This window comes from Sphingobacterium sp. HMA12, assembly GCF_002933815.1.
In the GTDB taxonomy this organism is placed as follows: Bacteria; Bacteroidota; Bacteroidia; order Sphingobacteriales; family Sphingobacteriaceae; genus Sphingobacterium.
The window spans coordinates 3,063,091-3,082,769 of record NZ_BEYR01000001.1; the positions used below are offsets into that span (position 1 = coordinate 3,063,091).

General features: G+C 43.9%; 13 protein-coding genes. 2 read left to right on the forward strand and 11 right to left on the reverse strand.

Translation table 11 applies throughout. The features are described 5' to 3' along the window. From HMAT_RS13145 to HMAT_RS13165, 5 genes are all read right to left on the reverse strand, one after another. On the reverse strand, positions 1-816 hold an 816-nt coding region (locus HMAT_RS13145), incomplete at its 3' end, for a DUF4998 domain-containing protein (RefSeq protein WP_262508755.1). 20 nt (positions 817-836) lie between these two features. After that, complete coding sequence (locus HMAT_RS13150) at positions 837-2,024, reverse strand: DUF5000 domain-containing lipoprotein (RefSeq protein WP_104383126.1); 1,188 nt, start codon at positions 2,022-2,024, stop codon at positions 837-839. Between the two features lie 25 nt (positions 2,025-2,049). Then, complete coding sequence (locus tag HMAT_RS13155) at positions 2,050-3,948, reverse strand: RagB/SusD family nutrient uptake outer membrane protein (RefSeq protein ID WP_104383431.1); 1,899 nt, start codon at positions 3,946-3,948, stop codon at positions 2,050-2,052. A gap of 13 nt (positions 3,949-3,961) precedes the next feature. After that, a complete protein-coding gene (locus HMAT_RS13160; RefSeq protein WP_233789247.1) occupies positions 3,962-7,153 on the reverse strand; it encodes a TonB-dependent receptor in 3,192 nt (1,063 codons plus the stop codon). 280 nt (positions 7,154-7,433) lie between these two features. Continuing rightward, entirely contained in the window at positions 7,434-7,739 is a 306-nt protein-coding gene (locus tag HMAT_RS13165) for a hypothetical protein (protein WP_104383128.1), read from the reverse strand. A 164-nt stretch (positions 7,740-7,903) separates the two neighbouring features. Between HMAT_RS13165 and HMAT_RS13170 the strand changes: the two genes are divergently transcribed. Both HMAT_RS13170 and HMAT_RS13175 read left to right on the forward strand, forming a co-directional pair. Continuing rightward, positions 7,904-8,530 carry a DKNYY domain-containing protein gene (locus HMAT_RS13170; RefSeq protein WP_104383129.1) on the forward strand — a complete coding sequence of 209 codons (627 nt, stop codon included), beginning with the start codon at positions 7,904-7,906 and terminating at the stop codon, positions 8,528-8,530. A 49-nt stretch (positions 8,531-8,579) separates the two neighbouring features. Next, entirely contained in the window at positions 8,580-8,810 is a 231-nt protein-coding gene (locus HMAT_RS13175) for a hypothetical protein (protein ID WP_104383130.1), read from the forward strand. Positions 8,811-9,178: 368 nt separating this feature from the next. Here the strand turns inward: HMAT_RS13175 and HMAT_RS13180 are convergent, their stop codons facing one another. From HMAT_RS13180 to HMAT_RS13205, 6 genes are all read right to left on the reverse strand, one after another. Then, on the reverse strand, positions 9,179-10,642 hold the full coding sequence (locus HMAT_RS13180; RefSeq protein WP_158655821.1) for a polysaccharide lyase 6 family protein: 1,464 nt from the start codon (positions 10,640-10,642) through the stop codon (positions 9,179-9,181). A gap of 38 nt (positions 10,643-10,680) precedes the next feature. After that, positions 10,681-11,439: a hypothetical protein gene (locus HMAT_RS13185; protein ID WP_158655822.1), complete on the reverse strand. Its 759-nt coding sequence runs from the start codon at positions 11,437-11,439 to the stop codon at positions 10,681-10,683. Between the two features lie 24 nt (positions 11,440-11,463). After that, a complete protein-coding gene (locus tag HMAT_RS13190) occupies positions 11,464-13,026 on the reverse strand; it encodes a RagB/SusD family nutrient uptake outer membrane protein (RefSeq protein WP_104383133.1) in 1,563 nt (520 codons plus the stop codon). 11 nt (positions 13,027-13,037) lie between these two features. After that, the gene (locus HMAT_RS13195; protein ID WP_104383134.1) at positions 13,038-16,136 is read right to left on the reverse strand and encodes a TonB-dependent receptor; all 3,099 of its coding nucleotides are present in this window, start codon (positions 16,134-16,136) and stop codon (positions 13,038-13,040) included. A gap of 273 nt (positions 16,137-16,409) precedes the next feature. Next, positions 16,410-18,545, reverse strand: coding sequence for a TIM-barrel domain-containing protein (locus HMAT_RS13200; protein WP_104383135.1), 2,136 nt, complete (start codon positions 18,543-18,545; stop codon positions 16,410-16,412). A gap of 6 nt (positions 18,546-18,551) precedes the next feature. Beyond that, complete coding sequence (locus HMAT_RS13205; protein ID WP_233789249.1) at positions 18,552-19,676, reverse strand: glycoside hydrolase family 105 protein; 1,125 nt, start codon at positions 19,674-19,676, stop codon at positions 18,552-18,554. Positions 19,677-19,679: the final 3 nt, after the last annotated feature.

Genomic DNA, 19,679 nt, shown 5'->3' on the forward strand with positions numbered 1-19,679 from the left:
ACCGTTATGGTTTTTCATGGCGGTATTTGTAATCCAGTTGTCCAAAACTCCCCAACGGTTGCCATCGTATACAGTCGCTGTAAATGGTGTTTTGTAATTCTGGAGGTACCAAGGCGTGATATTATCCTTTTTTATCGCCAATTTGGTCGATTTGACCATAAAGGTATCGATGGCCGAACTATCGGGTCTGAACACGGTACGATAGGAAACTTCGGCACCAGGAAGATAGCGTTGAAGACCAATCTTTTCATCCTGATTTTTAGTACGCACTACGGTATCCGTGGTGCCACCATCCCAATTTCTATACGCGATACGCAGTCCATCAAAACCCATGGTTTCCGATACATTTTGCAAACCCAATTGCAGCTGCTGTCCAGCGATAAAATTCTGTTCGAGTACCGCACGTTGGTAAAGCCCTTCGCGGTAACGATCGCCATACACATTCCCCACCACATAGGTCGGAACAGAAAAGCGCCCTGCGGCATCCACACTGCGAATTTCAAGATTCATTCGGCCTTCGGGCAGTTTATCGATTAAATAACGTACGGTATCCACCTTACCAGTCAGTTTGACTGGTATTTTTATCGAATCTTGCTTGCTGTTCCAATAGATCCGTAGCTCGGACACACCCGAGGAAGCTCTATAGACACCTTCTACTTGTATACGGTATTTTCCAGAACGAACTCTAATCGAGTCGAGCTTTGCCGGATAGATAATTGCTTTCCCATCCGTATGCTCAGTAAACTCGTCCATTTTGGAACAAGCCGCCAACAGCGCCACAATAAACAAAGACAGCAATACGATATATCTTTTCATAACTTTGCTTTTTAAATTGATTAATAAACGCCCCATACCTGAATCTGGTTAATCTGCATAAAATAACTACCCCGCCAATTGCGCAGATTGCGAATGCGCAGGTATTTGTATTTCGGAGCATCTTCCGGTAGATCAAATGACCAGCCAGAGGTACCATACACTTCGTCTGCATTGGTATTTGTTCCCGACGGTGTTCCCGATGGTTTACGTACCGTGCAGGTAGCCAATTTCGTCCATGATTCCCAAGAGCCATCCAAATTCGGCGTATTGCTTCCCCAGATCTCAAAATCACGTAAATTGCCCTTATCGTAGAAGCCATTTTCCCGTCTCGGAAAGATCACCACGCGGCTTAGTTTTGCTTCTCTACCGATCGAGAAAGTCACCGATTGCGGTACACCTGCGTTCTCCACCGTATAAAAGCTTGGCCATTTGGACGTATTGAGATTGCCATCCCATAGATTGTCCATAGAACCGTAGAGGATTTGTGCATCCCCTGGCAAGCGCAATGGCGTAAACAATTGCCGGTTAAACAGATTTTCCTCCAATGGCGTAATCGAAGTGTACAGCGTATCGGATTTATTTAACCAGCGATCACGGACATAAAATGCGAACTTCATTTCCTTGGATTTCAATCCACGGACATTATATAGGATGATGGAATCCTGTCCATAGTAGTTATCTAAGGGCAGGTACTCCCCATTGTTGAGCGAGTCTACCATCGGTACAATCACCACATTTCCTTTTTCCTTATTGGTTGAGGTAATGCGGATACCACCAAAGGCAGCTGTTACTTTCATCTCCCCAAACACCAGATTAAAGATCGGCGTCTTCGGTTCAACAATTACATCTACGGGATCCGACACAACCTCAGCCTTGCTTACCGCGTATAGTTTAACGGTTTGCGGCTTGGTATCGGGGAATCCATCGATTAAGATTTCATTGGTGTACGTCGATGATTTGACGACACGGGTGGCTCCACTCGCCATCACATATTCGGCTTTGACGTACAGTATATTGTCATTCTCCGGAAGGCTATAATGTATGATTGCCTGTCCATAACCATTCACGACGGAGGGATGCTGTACCAGTCCCGGTTTGGTCTGGTCGTCCTCCATTAAGGTCCAGCCTTTTTCCTCTTTACAGCCGAGCAGCAGAAACAGCAAACCAGCCATGACATAGATACTATTGCGATATATTCGTTTTTTCATGATTTTCTTCAATTTAATACGCTAATTACCAACCCGGATTTTGTACCAAATTCGGGTTGACCAATAGATCACTTTCTTTAATCGGCCAAAAATAGTCCCTTGGTGCTACGAATCGTTGTTGATAGAAGGTCTGTTCCTGATAGAAAAGCTCCGGATGGTCCTTATCCTGATTGCGATCCCAGCCCGTGATATTTTTGTTGAGTTCTTGCGCGGCAAGCTTCCAGCGTCTCAAATCCCAAAAGCGGGAACCTTCAAAGCTCATCTCAATATTACGTTCACGTTGTATGATTGCACGGAGTCCTTCTTTTGTCGTCGGCTTGGCGCTATTAAAAGCATACTTTGCCCAGGATTCTTTCACCCCTTCCAAACCGGCGCGCTTGCGAATTTTATCGAGATAGAGGAATACATCGGCTATCGGTCCTTCACTCTCGTTTAGCGCCTCGGCATACATCAGATACAGGTCGGCAAGCCGCAGCATAGGCCATGGATACTCTTCGATATGCGAGCTGTTTCCATCCTTAAAGGCAAATTTCCAATTGACCAACTTCTTTGGATAATAGGTTGTAATCGGCACGGAAACCCCACTGCCAAATAAACCCAAGCGAAGCTGAGTCGTCCAGGTATTTTCGTCCGTCTGACTCGGGCTATTTTCCATGTACCAAACCCCACCGTCAAATCCCACATTGGCGTAGAAACGATTTTCCCGGTCAAAATGCAAACGCGCTGTTTGGTAATTTTCGATCGTATTGAACCGTTCGTCATGCGTTCCCGAACGCAATTGGTTTTTATTACTGAAATCCAAGGTCTTGTCTTCATCCATCGGCACGCCATTTTTGGTATAAAACTGTTCAACGATCTTGATGGTCGGCGCCAACACACCATTCACACTATTATTACCAGCATTATTTGGATCGATGTGCGCCATAGACGAGTACTGCAACTGCCAGGTCCTTGAGGTTGGATTTCCCCAGATGATCTCGCGGTTCCATTTTTCCGTTACCGCGTTCCGGATGCTCATCTGAATCATTGTGGTATTGGACAATGGACGCACCGGTGTCGGAAATTCGTACAGATTCATCCCCAGCTCCTCACAGGCGGCAATCGCTTCCTTTGCAGCCTGCGCTGCTTTACGCCATTTCTCGGCTTGGAAGCCCTGATTAAAAAATAACGTACCGTCCACATTTTTAAAGGTTGCGTAATCCGTATTACCATTGAATAATGGGCTCGCTGCGTACAACAGGACTTTCGCTTTGATACCTAAGGCAATCGGTTTGGTAATACGTCCCAGATCGGTTACTGGCGACTGCACGGCATTGGGTAATTTGCCAGCCGCCTCATCCAGTACCTTCACGATATAATCCGTTACTTGGTCGATCGGCTGACGCTTTACCTGCGTCTCCTCAATTGGTGCTGTGACAGGAACGTTGACATCCATAATGGGAATAGGGCCATAATGGCGCATCAGCATAAAATGATAATATGCTTTTAGGAATAATACCTCGCCCTCCCAGGTGGTACGTTCGTCTTGCGTCATGTCGCGCACTTTTTCCGGATTTTGGATGTTCTCCAAAAAGATATTACAGTCGCGAATGGCATTGAACATATATCCGTCCCAGTAATTGACATAAGGATTAGTGACATTTTGATTGCCACGTGCAATATTCCAGTTTGTTCCATTGATACTGCGCGTTGGGTAATCCAACCAAAACTCATCCCCCGCCAAGAAGGCTGGATTTACGGTAGGTTCGCCATCATTTGGTAAATAAGAATAGCAAGTGGCCAAATATTTGATCGCTTCGCTACGCATGGTAAAGGCATTATCTATTGTAGGGGCATTGTCGGGTACAACATCCAAATAGTTGCAGGATTGAAAAAACAATAGACCTGATACCACCATCGATTTAAATACAGTTAACTTTTTCATGATACATTGTTTTTTATAATCCCACATTGATTCCGATATTATATACCGCCTGAACCGGATAACCCAAACCATCACCACCCATTTCAGGATCCCACATTTTAAATTTGCTCCATACGGCAAGATTCAGGGCATTGGTATAAATGCGGATATTGGACATCTTCCAGCGATCCAGGATCTTCTTTGGCACTGTATAGCCCAGTTCAACAGATTTCAATCGTAAGAATGCACCATTCCGCATCCACCAGGTCGAGAATTGATTATTGTTGTTATTGAATCCATCGGTCAATCGTGGCCAAAATGCACGGATATCCTGATTATCTTCGGACCAGTGGCTATCGGCTACTTGTTTTAACAGGCCATTTTGATAGGGGCCATTGATGGCGAAAGGCGTGATATTTCCAGGATTGATAAAGAAAGATGAACGTGCAGAGCCTTGCAGGAAAGCACTGACATCAAAGCCTTTAAAACCGACGGTGAATCCCATACCGTAGATAATTTCAGGATCCGTTGGAAAACCGATGGGCACTTTGTCCAGATCAGTTATTTTGCCATCACCGTTAATGTCGCGATATTTGATATCACCACCCATTGTCTTCAATGCACCACCAAAATTTTGCAAAGGCGAATTATCGGCTTCAATATCATCGACAAACAGTCGTTCGGCGATCAAGCCATATTGCTGTTTAATCGGATACCCTAAATGTGTCAGGTAAGACAAATTTGCCGGATAGTTCGGTTCTTCGTTGGTCAGCAAGCGATTTGTCGCATAGGTCATGTTGCCGCGCAACTGCGTCCACCAGGTATTGGCAAACGATTTGTTGTAATCCAAAGCCAGGTCAAATCCCTTACTCTCCGCTTTACCCATATTGGATTGAATATCCGCCTGAAAACCAGCAGTGGTCGGAATAGTTGAGCGTACCATTAAGATATCACTTCGCTTGGAGTTGTAATAGTCAAAGACGACACCCAATCCATTTTTAAGATTGAGGTCAAAACCCGCATCAAATGTTTTGGCGCGCTCCCAGGTAATATTGGGGTTGGCATAGCGCGAGATCGAGTAACCTGGTCGGGTATAATCCCAAAGGTTACCCCAGGAAAATCCTTTTCCGCCATCATTGGGATTGACCTGCGACAAATAGAAAAAGCGGTCGCGGTCGTTACCGATCTGGTCGTTACCCACCAAACCATAGGTTGCCCGCAGTTTTAAACGAGATACCACAGGCGTAATAAACTCAAACATTTTCTCTTCCTGGAGATTCCAGCCTACCCCAAAAGAGGGGAAAAAACCAAACCGTTTGTCTTTGGAAAAACGTTCGGAACCGTTGTAACCAAAATTCGCTTCAAAAAGGTATTTATTTTTATACGCATACGTTGCGCGTCCGGACACACCGATATTACGTGCTGGCAGAGAAGCCTGTAAATTGCCTCCATTTGCTGTCTGATAATTCCGCATGATACCGATCAGCATACCCGTGATATCATGATCTTTTCCGATGGTTCGGTTGTAATTAAGCGCAAATTCACCGTAGGTTGTTGTATTCTGTATCCGATCGCCCTGACTATAATCCAGGTATTCTGTCCCCTGGTTTTCATTCAGCAAGCTCAATACCGTATTATTTGTTCCGGGTATTTTCAGCAAATTATAGTAGAACGGTTCAAAGCTTCTGCGCACTGAAAAATACGAGTACCGTTGCGTATAAGCCATCAAACGTGCAGATAAACCTTTTGTGATAAAATCAAAGTTCTGTTTCAGCTCCAATTGTACATTGACTGTCGAACTATTATATTCCTGAAAACCGTTGACCATCTTGGCATACGGGTTATTGTACAAGGTCTTTGTCGTCGGTATAAAGTTATTGCCGAATAACGGGTGTGTTGTAAATGGCGCGTAAGAAGCCGGATATACTGCCGGAAACATGACTGGATTGGACCAGATGGCTTCTTTGAATACCCGTTGGCCACCATTGATCAAATTGCCCCAGTCATCATAACCACCGATCGGTCCCTTATAATCGTCAAATTGTGCCGACGTGCGGATAATTCCTATGGTTGTCGGTGTAATATTTAAGGTGATATTAGACCGTAAAGAATAATTTTTGAGGTTAATGTTATTGTCAAAATTATTGCCACTTTCCGATTTCAAAATTCCCTTATCATTGTTAAAAGTACCCGCAACATAATATTGCGCTAGGTTACCGCCACCCGTTACGTTGAAATTGAAACGCTGATTGTTGGTATAATCTTTAATCAACTGATCGATCCAGTTGTTATTTGGATAAAGCAGCGGATCGTCACCCCTAGCCGTATGGTCGATCTTATTCTGATCATAAGGCAATGTTCCCCTCGGGTTGCGTGTCAAAACAGCTTCATTGGCCAAATTCATATAGGTAATATTATCGGCAAATTGGAAGTTTCGGGTATTGGTGGAAATTGAATTTTCGAAACGCGCATTAAATTTTGCTTTTCCCACGATACCACTTTTGGTATTAACCAAGACCACACCATTTGCACCTCTGGCACCATATAGTGCAGAAGCGGCCGCATCTTTCAGCACCGAAAAACCAGCGATATCGTCCGGTTGAAGCCGCGCTAAGGCCGTTGTATTCGATTCCATCCCATCGATGAGGATCAAGGGGTCTTTCTTTCCGGCACCAAAGGTCCCGACACCGCGGATAAAAAAGGAAGCATTGTCGTTACCCGGTTCCCCACTCCGTTGATAAGCAATTAAACCCGCTACCCGACCTGCCAGCATGGTGGTCAGATTGGAGGTAGGTCCCTTAATCTCTTTCGGATTAATCGAGGTGATCGAAGCGACCATACTCGTCTTCTTTTGTGTGCCATAAGCGACGACCGTCACTTCATCCAGATTTGAACTTGATGAAGACAGAAAGATGGTCATCCGGTTGGTACTGGTGACCTGAACAGTTTTTCGGTCGAATCCGACCGAAGTCAGGACAAGCTGATCATTGAGTTGCACATCTTTGATCAGGAACTGTCCCTGTGCATCCGTTGATACAACTGCATTCTTTCCCATAAAGGCAATTGTAACGTTGGAAATGGGTAAATGTCCGATGCTATCCAATACAACTCCTCTTAATTCAAAAGATTTGGACTGTGCATTTGCAAAGCCGGCAATCAGAAGAAAGAGGAAGACAAGACTACATCGCTGCCATTTACAGATTCGGTAATACATGTGGTAGATCATAAATTGGTCTTCTTATAGATTGGTTATTATTGCGTAGCATAGTAGCTTTTAATCTATACTATTCTATACTACTATACAATAGTAAAAACATTTTCCGACATCCACAAATATTTTTTCAAATAATGGGTTCTAACTGTGCATTATAGCTATTTGATCGAACGGCCGTTAGCTGTGTGGCGGTATGGAAAAAATAAAGCGGGATGTATTATCATGGCTGATCATACATCCCGCTTAGTAAATAATTTAAAAAATTTTGATCACAAAAAAAGGTAGGCCTAGCCTACCCTTTTGTCAATGAGTGATGATATTTTAAGGTATGATTGAGTGAATGTGCGGTCTGCCGGGCATCGTCCTGATAGGACGATAAATCTTGGCAGGCTCTGATATCTGCTACATCCACCTTGTTTCTTACTTTGCTGATGACCTGATTTAGCTCTGATTTCCAGTTGCCTGGATCGCCAAAATCGTCCATCCAATTTTTATTGATAAACTTTTTGTAGTTCAAAAGCAAAATATACAATTCCTCACCACTACCGGCGCGATTGATTGACGTGCGCCAGTTCTCTAATTTTTCTTTAAAACTCATAACCAGCAATATACAAAAAAATATTGGCATTTCAAAATAGTTGCATTTAAAATGGATAAGTATTATTAAAAAATTAAATGATAGAATGATTAAACCTTCGGTGAATTATTCTGGTCATAAAGTAAAGATCCGATATAAATAGATATTATAAAACAGATTAAATTATGGCCTTTTTTCACTTAAAAAATATGCTTGTTATTTCCTTTGCAGTGCTATGTATATTGGATAAAAGTATTGCTCAACAAGTTGACGACAATAAAAGATCTACGTCTCAAACGACATTTCGACATGATAGAGAAAACGATTACGTTACCATAGGCAATCGGACTTTCTACAGGGATAAGATGGTCGAAGGTGTCGATGCGCAATCTTTCAAAGACCTCGGTAATGCTTATGCAAGAGACAACTGGAATGCCTATTATCGTGGCATTAAGATCAAAGATGTATCGCCACATTCATTCCAGTCACTTGGTTGGGGATATGCCAAGGATAGTTGGAATGCCTATTATCGGGGTGTTAAAATTAAAGATGTCTCTGCGCCTAGCTTTAAAGTATTGGATGAAGGATACGCCAAAGATAGTTGGAATGTCTATTATAGAGGCAATCAAATAAAAGATGTATCCGCCCCAAGCTTTGTTCTTCTCGGGGACGGATACAGCAAGGATAGCTGGAAAGTCTATTATTTCGGTCAGGAGATAAAAGATGCAACTGCCTTTACATTTAAATATTTAGGTAAAGGTTATGCGAAGGATAGCTGGAATGAATATTATAGAGGAAAAAAATTAGATTGATTTAACACCGCTCTACAATATCCCGCCTGAGTCAAAGCGTCGCATCGAAATGACCAAAGAACTGGATGACCTTGTTTACAATTCAAATTTTTTCGAAATACCCCGTCGTGTTTCTGATATAATCCAACAGCTGCATGCAAACAAAGAACAGAGCAATAAATTTTCTGTTTATCTCAGCAGCTATTGTGCAGAAGGTACACTGGAATACGAAAAACATGGAAATTATAAAGAATATCGAAAAAAGCATTCTCCAAAACCTGTCAAAAAGTATAGTAAATGATCGGTTTTGCACAGTAAAATTGCGATCCAGTCTCATGGAAGTTTCGCGAAGTCCTATGACTGCTACAAACAAAGCAATGGAACTTTGATTTCCCCTCGTGAAAAAATGAAACAAACGCGTGTTTGTTTCATCTTCCCGGGTGACTGAACGAAAAACTCCCCTGACTGCTTGTTGCAGTAAGGGGAGTTTTTCGTTCAGTCAACGGACTGGTTGATTTCCCCCGGTGGAAAAACCGAACAGCCATCGGTTTGTTTCATACTTTTAGGTGGGGAAAATGCAATAATACAGTGCGGAATGACAAATCCATCCCGCATAATCCACCAAGTTAGGTTTCCTTGTACAATGAAGAAAAATAATGTTCAGGATTATTAAGGATTAATAACCAAACTATTCCCCAGACCAGTCATAAAGCCCGGACCGATATTTTGTGCTTTCAGAAGATCACGGTGTTTTGTATCCAATTTAGGTGCTCCCGCATCTACCGCGGCCGCAAAAGGATAGTTACCGACAAAAGCACCCAGCACCGGACTATTACTGGTCGGCTCATAGATTCCATCAGTTGTTAGTGTATATAGTGGATTCTGTCGTGTAAATCCTGCCGGAAGCTGTTGGCTTGTCGGCACGTCATAGACGATATTTCCCTGATAGGTAAAATTAACCGGTTGATCTGTAAAAGTCAACATGGTAGATTGCGAAGCTTGCGAGACAACATTATTGGCAATATGGCCATCTGTTGGTGGCAAGGTGCGATTGTTCCCCCCTTTTCCCGAACCGATATCAAATGACTGTTTACATTTGATCATGGTATTGGCCACAACCTTCACACGTTTTACTTGATAGTAACCACTTAATGGCGAATTCGGTACACCATCCATTATTGCCAAAGCTGCTTTTTGCCCTGTTCCAGTCATATTCTGGAAATAATTGTTGTAAACGATATGATCCTCACCAATAATACGAATACCACCTGCAGCACTAATCCCATTTCCGACAAAATAGTTTCCATAGACCGCAGAACCATTTCCATGTCTCAGGCAAAGTGTCCCCTGGCTCTCGTGAAAAAAGTTATTACGGATGGTATCAGCGCCCATTTTATTGGAGATAATTTCCGTTTCACCATTACAACGTTGAAAGATATTATCTTCTATCGTCGTATAAGCACTGGTCATGGACCAATCGCTTGTTCCGATACGGATGGTCTCCCCCCCGTTATCCGGTACTGCCGCTCGCTCACCAAAGAAATTATGATCGATCCGATGTTTCATTGTTTTGTTTGTTCCCCAAACCACCATTGTAGGTCCCTGATGCAATTTTCCTTTGAGATAACAATGATCAATACGGTGATTTGATCCGTTGATGGAAACCCAGCGGTAGTCGGTAGTAGCTGTTGGCGGATTATAATCCACAATCGAACTATTTGTCAAGCGACAATTTGATGAAGAGGAGGTGAAATCAACCACATTCTTACCTGAGGTATAACCATTCTGAAAGACCAGTCCACTGACCACGAGCCATTTTCCTGTAATGCTGATGGAAGAAGTACCTTTCATAACCACGGCTCCAGGCTGTTCCGCCATCAGCACAATAGGCTGCTGGCTTGTTCCCTGCGCGTTAAATGTCAGTTCCTGATCTGTCCATTGCCCGGATTTCATAATGACAGTATCGCCGGGCTGCAGGTTTAAAGCCTGCAAATCCGCCGCCGATTGAATGGTATGACATTGCACACAAGCGATGCCTTTTAATTGCAATTTTACCGCCGCTGGTTTTTCACAGCTGCTCCCTATCACCAGTAGCAGTGATAAAGTCGATAATACTGAAACGTTTCTCATCATATTTATTTTGTTTATAAGGTTCATTTTGCCATACATCCCTAAAAAGGATACACCGTTGTATTTCCCTTGGATCCAAAAACATGGACTACGCCATTGGTTGTTATATAACCTCCGGATCTATTCGTCGTCTTATCATTGATTTGAATCGGCGCCAGGTCGTTGTTATTGACCAGTCTTAAATACATCACACCTTCCTGATTGAAACCTTTGTTGTCGTTCAGATAACCCAACAGCGAACTTTTACTGGCTACTGTATTTGCCGGCAATAAAGTTTTGGCTTTTTTATTGGAGATTGTCAATTTATCGAAGTTGTAATTGCCCTGTAAGATGAGGTAGAGAAAATAATTCCGGACATCTTCTTTATTATAATCCTCCCATTTCGTCGCTGGCCTGGTCATTGGTTTGCCTGTACCGTCCACGCCGGTCACAATCGGAAAATCGAAGAAAAGTCCGGACGTGACCTTTTTCGTTTTGGCATCCCAGGTTTTTATTGCCTCATTGTGCAAAAAGATAAATGTACGGTCGTTTTTATCAAGCTCTTCCAAACTGATCTCCGCATATTCCAGTCCCATCCGCATCCATTTAAACACCGTATCTGATGGATTTTCTGTTGTTTCATAGGAGCGATTTTCCAAAAATTTTCGTGCGCTGATGCCGATATTTGGATCCAGTGTTTTATGTTTATAATCGTAGTTCTCCTGTAATTCCAAATCGAATAATGAGCAACTTGACATTAGCAGCAAGCTTACCACAATAACACCATATTGTGCCCATTTTATGTTAGATATTCTTTTCATGACTCTTTGATTTATATGCATCTATTAATCTGTATATCCCGGATTTTGCACCAATAGGTTATTCGCATTCATTACGCTACGATTGAGGGGCCAGTATACCCGGTTTTGGGGATCTAGAAATCCAGGTTTGTCCAGGCTGCCGGCATCTTCCTGTCTACGCTTCAAAATTGGATCCATGACCTCCTTCACCCTTCCTGTCCGCACCAGATCAAACCAGCGTTTCCCCTCGCCAAAAAGCTCCACCCTGCGTTCGTTTAATATTGCTGTTTCTAACTGGTAAGCTGTGGCTAATTGCGCGTCATTCAAATCGTATTCGGCTAAACGGGCACGCTTTCGTATAAAATTGAGGTATTTGACCGCATTCGCCTTATCTCCTAATCCGTTCAATGCCTCTGCATACAGCAAATACATGTCGCTCAATCTATACATGGTTAAATACACCGGAAGTTCTTGGTTGGCTGCCGGCCAGGGATCCGCTTTGGTTGGATTTGCTTCAGTCGGATACCATTTTATAAATCGGTCCCGCTTATTGCTTGGTAAACCAAAATAGATATCCAAGGTCTGTTGCGGACGAATGTCCGGACTACGTCCATCTGTTGTTTGGGGCAAAAACAAGTTGGCAAAAACATCTTCATCCACAACAATCTGTTTATTGTTGGGAGCCCAGGAAGTCTGCATACAGGCACAGCCGTTTTTCGTATAATCCCAGTTGACACTCCAAATGGTTTCTTTACTGAGCAGTGGGCTCGTGAAAATCGCTTTCCATGAAGCCGTTTCCTGCAAATTTGTTTCATTAATACCACCGTAGCTTACCCCTGTCGGAGATTTGGCCAAAAACAGCTTTTCGATCCATATTTTCGCGTTCGAATAATCCTTCTTCCACATATAGGCATCGGCCATGATAGCACATACTCCACCGGCGCCAAGTGTCCATAGGGGACTTTTGGCCTCCTTGTTTATGAGAGAGTAAGCCTTTTCCAGATCCGGAATGATCACCTCGTTCAAAATTTTATCTTTGGATTCACGAGCTTTCTCCGCTGGCTGGTTGATGTCTTCATAGGGTTCCAACCAGATCGGCGCATCCCCCCAGACACGGACAAGATAGAAATAGCACATGGCACGCAATGCATAACATTGTGCCAGATAATCATTCAACATTTCAGGTGTGATCCGGCTGTCCAGTTCAGCCGCACGGGGAATGTATTTGATATTTAAATTCGTCCGGCTGATTACCGTATATAAGCCGCTCCAATCGGAGAATTGATTCGTCGGCGTCAAGCTGTTCAACACAATCTCGTCAATAAAATCTTTTGTATAACTGATTGCCCGATCAAAATTATCTGCACGGTATTCGCCCCAATACAGGTATTTTTCCAGGAAATTGTCCTTATTGTTATCCAAATTACCCTTTCCGACCATTTCGATCTGAAAACCACTATACATACCAGCTATCGCAGCCTGCACATCGTATAAATTTTTATAATGCTGATCTAAGGCAACTTCCGCCAATGGTTTTTCTTCCAGAAATTTGCTGCAGCTGCTGAACCCCGCTGACAGAAGTAGTAATGCTAAAATCTTTGTTTTCATAATTTAAATCCCTAAAAATTGATATTTACCCCAAATCCAAACTCTCTTCTCCTCGGATAACGACCATCATCTTCACCCGGAGTCAATGGATTCGATGAACTAAACTCCGGATCATAGCCCCGATAATTGGTCCAGGTCAATAAATTTGTACCGTATACATAGGTTGTCAATCCTTTCATTTTCAACTTGCTGATAAGTTGTGGATCAAAAGTATACGACAGACGTGCGCTAGCAAGCCGTACAAATGATCCATTCTCGATGTATAAGCTATTCTGATTTGTTTTCATGTTACCGCGGTTATTTCGCTCAGGATAATTCGGGTATTTAGCCACATCACCGGGTTTTCTCCAGACATTATAGACCATATCCGGCGAACCAGCTCCGGTATCCGACGGGTAATTCTGACGTTGTAGTAAAGCATTATATACCTCGCGACCAAATGATCCATTGAAAAGAACATTCAATGAAAATCGCTTATACATAAAGTTCTGCATAAACCCGAAATAGAAATCAGGTGTTGCATTTCCAAGAACCATACGATCTTCATCGTTGATCAAGCTATCTTTTTTATGATTAAGCCATTCCGCATCGCCACCTTTCAATTTACCGTCGGGTGCATACAATTGATGCACTGTCCCTGTGTAATCACGGCCATCGAATGTATAGACAGGCTTACCATCGCGATACATGGGTTTACCCTGATCATCCAATACGAGTGTCAGCTTATCCCAGTTATCGTTATAGGCGTTGGATTCATCCCAGGCGTAGACCCCAAGATTACGCCAGCCGTAAAAGTTACCAATACGTCCACCCTCTTCGACATACCATTTATTACCGGCAAACATCGGTACACCACCCGCCAGTTTAACAATCTTACCACGTTCGAAGGAAATATTGCCACCAACCTCCCAGGTGAAATCGCGAGTGACGATAGGTTTCGCATTAACAATGAGTTCAACACCTCTTGTACGGATTGTTCCAAAATTGACTACAACATTGGAAAAACCTGTTTCTTTCGGCATTTCCTTTTTATACAATAAATCCGAGGTTGTTTTCACATAATAGTCCGCTGTCACTCCTAATCGACCATTTAAAAAGGTGAGATCCAATCCTAGGTTATTCTGTGTCGTCATTTCCCATTGGATCTGATTATTCCCGAACGTACTCGTTAAGGCCGCACCACCTACGCCGTTATAGTTTCCGCTAAATTTCACTTTGGTATAAGATTCGTAATCACCGATCTGATCGTTGCCCAGCTGCCCGAAACTATACCTTATCTTCGCATCCTGTAATGCCGGTTTTGCCCATTTCATAAAGTTTTCGTCCGAGAAACGCCATGCGGCAGATGCTGAAAAGTAGTTTCCCAATCTTCGGCCTGGCCCAAAACGCGACGAACCATCCCTTCTGTACGAACCTTGTACGAGGTATCGGCCTTTGTAATTATAACCGATCCGGCTGAATAGTGACCTTGTTGTATTCGCCGTTGCCGAGGTATAGGTCTTGGCAGCTGTCAGGTAATCCGGAAGCGTGACCCGGATCTCTTCGTTTACGCTGTTTAAATATTCCGAATGGAACAGGTCAAGGCGTTTGCGGTCCGCGCTAAATCCCAATAAAGCATACACCACATGATCTTGGGCAAAAGTTTTATTATAGTTCAGAAATGACTGAAACTCCCAGAAGAAAGTTTTGCTCATTTCATTGGTTCCACTGTTCTGGTCCAGTTTCGCTGAGAGGAAACGTGGCGAAAATCCCGTAAATTGTAAATTGTCCAAACGGCCATTGACTAAAGTCGTAAATTTCAGGTCATCCCGAATCTGGTAGTCCAACTGATTGTTCAACTGCCCCGAATAGGTTTCTGACAAATTTTCTTCAAACAAGGCATTGGCGACCGGATTTCGCTTTGAGCCGATATAGCTTGTCAGGGAACCATCCGGATAATAAATCAAAGAATAGGCCGGCCGATCCATTACCACACGTATGGTATTCCCTATCGGCGTAGCATTACCCCGCTGCCAAGAAAAGGATATGTTATTTGAATAGCGCAATTTGGGCGATATCTGATACTCCACGTTAATACGCGATTGCAATCTTTTGGCATAACTATTCAAAATAATGGATTTGTCATCCAGGTAGTTTAAACTACTGTAGTAACGCAGGTTTTTCTGTCCACCACCGACACTTAGTTTGAGTTCTTTCTTTTGTGCCAAATTACCCAACAACAAACGTTGAAGATCATTGTCCGCATTAAAACTCGGGTTTAAAGAATCTACGTTTGTTGATCTGTTCTGAATATTTCTGAATTCTCTTACCTCGGCAGAGTTACTGACCGGAATATAATGTGCCAGACGACCAAAGAGATGGTTATAATTTACATTGATCAGGGGTCTGCCTTCTGAGCCACGTTTGGTCGTAATCAAGATAACGCCATTTGCAGAACGGGTTCCGTAGATTGACGCCGAACCGGCATCTTTTAAAACTTCAATACTTTCGATATCAGCCGGATTGATATTTGCACCTTCTGGGTTAATCACACCATCCACAACATACAAAGGACCATTTCCGCCGTTTAAGGTTGAGGTACCACGTACCTGGATGCTACCTGTCGCTCCAGGAGCACCACCACCATCGTTGGTTACAAGTACCCCCGCTGCCTGCCCCTGTAAGGCATCAAAAATATTGATCGGCTGGCGCTCTTCAATCTTTTTTGCACTGACAGATGAAATTGCCCCCGTCACATCCCGTTTTTTAACAGTTCCGCCGTAGCCTGTTACGACGATCTCATCCAGCGCATTGTCATTTTCCCCCAGTTGGACATCAATCTGACGCTGACTACCAACAGTTCTCTCTTCCATCTTCATACCCACCTGGCTAAAAATCAGAACCGCTGCCGGCGCAGCATCTATCTGATATTTTCCGGCGGCATCTGTGCTTGTTCCCTGGCTCTTCCCTTTAATACGGACGCTCACCCCCTGTAGCGCATCGCCTTTGCTACTGCTCACTTTACCTGAAATCCGGATATTTTGCTGGGCAAAGAGCGGTAAGCCCATACTGCCCATTAGTAAAAATAGGCAGAGTACAAAGCACCCCATTTTTGTGATACTTTTCATCATAAGTTAGATATTTATTAATTGGTTATTTATTATACTAAGGAATTCAGACCATCATAGTCCCATTTCGTCCCAGCTTCCCTATTGATCGAAGCTAATGACAGACTCATCCGTATTCCCTTATTTGGTTATTGTTTATAATTCGTTATTACCCAAATATCGGGTACTTCCCCGTGTCAAAGGGGGTAAATTCTGTTCTTTTTAGCAGTAAAAAATGATCATTTTAATCCAAAAAGCGCTTGATTCAACCATCAGGGATAAGCTATTTTAATTTCCCTATTTTGTCATAAATTCAAATTGAACCCTTCCAAACGTATTTGGTTTTCCTTGCTGCGGTTTGGATATTTCGCCACTCAGACTGCCTTTTGCATTCTTTCTGACCAACACCCTACGCCAGGCATAGCTTCCTTTTTCATAGTCAAAGCTCACGCCATCATCATCATACAGCCGATAGCTTCCCTCTTTCTCCCCGTAATGACGGATGGTCAAATCGACCTTCTCATTTGAAAGTGGCGCATGTAAGCGGCTGTCCATCATCGGTATAATACCACCATCTTTGACATAGACCGGTATGCGGTCCATATCCGGCGAGGCGACGATCTCTTCTCCATTACCCGCATATTTTCCTGTATAGAAATCATACCAATTACCTTTTGGCAACAACACTTTTCGGGATGACTCTCCAGCGAATAAGGGCGCGACAAGTATATATTCACCACACATATACTGATCCTTGACTTCCCTGTTGACGGCTTCGAGATAAGGATTTGTTTCCAGATCCTGATTGCCTAGCACCGCCTTGGCCTGCCCCTGAAAACCTTCTTCCAATACCATCGCCCGGAAAGGAGGTGTACCCTCAAAGTGATACTTTGCAAATTCGGAATATAAATAAGGCATCAGCTCCATCCGCAATTGTGCATAATATTTCACCTGATCAGCGACTTCGGGAAAAGACCAGGGTTTTGTCCCACTGGACCAGGCATTGATCATGGCCATGGGCGAAAAGACAACGGACTGAAAGCGACGTAGCCACTCCTGCCCTGTTTTCGATCCCCGCACTTCCGGTGTCCACAGTACACCGCAAAATCCGCTATTGACCAGTGCCGTGATAAAATCCTGATGACTGTAATAGTCATTGTAGATAACATAAGGCAAATTATTGGCTCCAGCATTCGATGCGCGTACCAGTCCATAGGTGCGCTTATTCTGACTTCTATACAAACTATCGGTCAGCTTCTGCGCGAGTACACCATAGGTCTGCCGCATCTGGATACCACTGATACCCGATGGAAATTTGGCCATATCGGGCCAAAGATAATAATCGTAACCATCGACTTCATCTATTTTATAACCACTGACGCCAATATTAAGCTGCGCATCCATGAATTGTTTAGCCAGTATTTTTTTGGCTTCGGGATGGTTCAAATCGGGAACTGTACCGTTCCAGACCGTATGAGAACCTGTATAAGGTTCGATCGCCTTACTGATACCTGCATCTGGCGAGACATAAGGATTTGTCCAAAGATTTAGACGAATTCCCTTGGCGGCCAATTTCCTGATCAAGGAAGCTGGATCCGGAAAACGTCCCTTGTCCCATTCAAACGTGCATGGATAGGCTCGCGACTGCCATCCGGGTTCAAGACCAATGAAATCAAGCGGAAAACCGTGTTCCTCAAACTGGGCGGCTTCATTCAGTACCTCTTCGGCCGTATAGAGTTTTTGTACCCGCTGAGTAAATCCCAGTCCCCATCGTGGTGGCAATGTACCGCCCCCGCAGAATAGATTGTATCGTCTGATCGCGTCCAGGGGATTGATACCTGCAAAGACGTAGATCTCTACACCTGCTGCCGGGATATAGATCTCCACCGCATCCGAATAAGGACGCGAGTTCCAGCTTTTATCGGTATTGCGATCCTTGGCTTCTGTCGGCTCCTTCGTGTCTTTACGAACAGCGGTCCCCACGTAGTAGGTCAAATACTGTGCAGAATTAACAAGCACACCATAACCCTTGGAGGAGACATAGAAAGGAACGGGTGCATGTGTACGGCCGTTATCCTTGCCACCATAATGGTCTACATGTAGATTAAGGATCTTGCCACGCTGGTGAACAGTCTGAAAATTCAATCCCAGACCATAGATCTGTTCATTTTTTGTCAATGGCATCCCCACATAGGTTTTCCCGTCAATCAGTTCGGCATGAACCTCCATTTTCGGCAGCGGGAAGTCCGTTGACTGCAGCTGTTCGAGTGTCGAAGCGCGCGGTTCAATACCCGCAGCACCCAGCAAGGTGTATTTTTCAGGTTGACCAAAAGTACCCTTCCATACACCGGGATATTGTTCTTTCCATTGGATAGGCTGTGCCTTTGCATGACTACAGAGCAACAGCAATAGGATAATCAGGATTTTTTCCATAATGGATTATTTTTTTAACAGGGCATATATGCACCAGAGTATCGGCGCCTGCCCATGCATATCACCTGTCCTTTGTTTTCGATCCAGGTAGTATTGATAATCATTTTTTCGGTTTGTCCCTTCACAGACATTGGCAATATCCCCTTCCTTATTGATATACCCGACCAGGGCCAACCAAGCCTTACGTGCGATTGGCGTATATTCATTGGCATCAAGCCAACCGTTCCGCACGCCCGTGATCAGCGCATAGGTAAACATGGCCGAACCCGAAGTTTCTACCCAGGACTCCGGTCTATCGATCAGTTGCCCCCACAAGCCATCTTCACGTTGATATTTTTTGAGGCTGGCCATCATTTTTTTGTAAGAGGCTAAAATTGCAGGCCTATTGAGGTTATCCTTGGGCAAAGCAGATAGCAATTCGCTCATCCCGGCTGCCATCCAGCCATTCCCCCTTCCCCAAAAGAAAGGTGCATCCGGGGCATGATAGAATAGGCCGTTTTCTTTTTGAATGGTATCGAGATAGACAAGCATTTCATGTGCTGCACGATCAATGTACTTACGCTCCCCGGTCATCTGATATGCTTTGGACTGCAGCATGGTGATCATGTACATGTCATCTATCCAATAGCGTGTCTGCCAGGTCAGCCCCTTGTCCAGAAACTTTTGGTAGGAATCTTTCACTGTTTGGGGCGAATCAATAGGAATACTCCATTGCGCATCGGCAAAACGCATCCCCATCTCGCGAAAAGTTTTGTTTTTTGTCTGGCGGAAAAGTTCAAGAGGAACCGTTCCAAACACGGCAAAATCCACGTGCCAGGGTCGCGGTACCAGGTGCTTCTCGGTATCAAAAAATGGCATAAAGCGTTGTGTCAGCTTATCGAGCAGCGCTTTATCCTGGCTGACTTCCGCAAACTTCAATGCCCCATACCAAGTACACACTTCAGGATAAGTGATGGATTTGGGCGGCGCCGGCGGTTTAAAGCTGTTATGTGGACTTTCGACAAAACGCTGCGCGACCAAACGGCCAACGGTTATGGGATTGGCCGCTTCGGGCCAGTTTTTTAAATCTATGTTCTGCGCCGGAGCATATAGTGCCAAAGACACAGCAATACTCGAGAGTATTGACCTCATAAA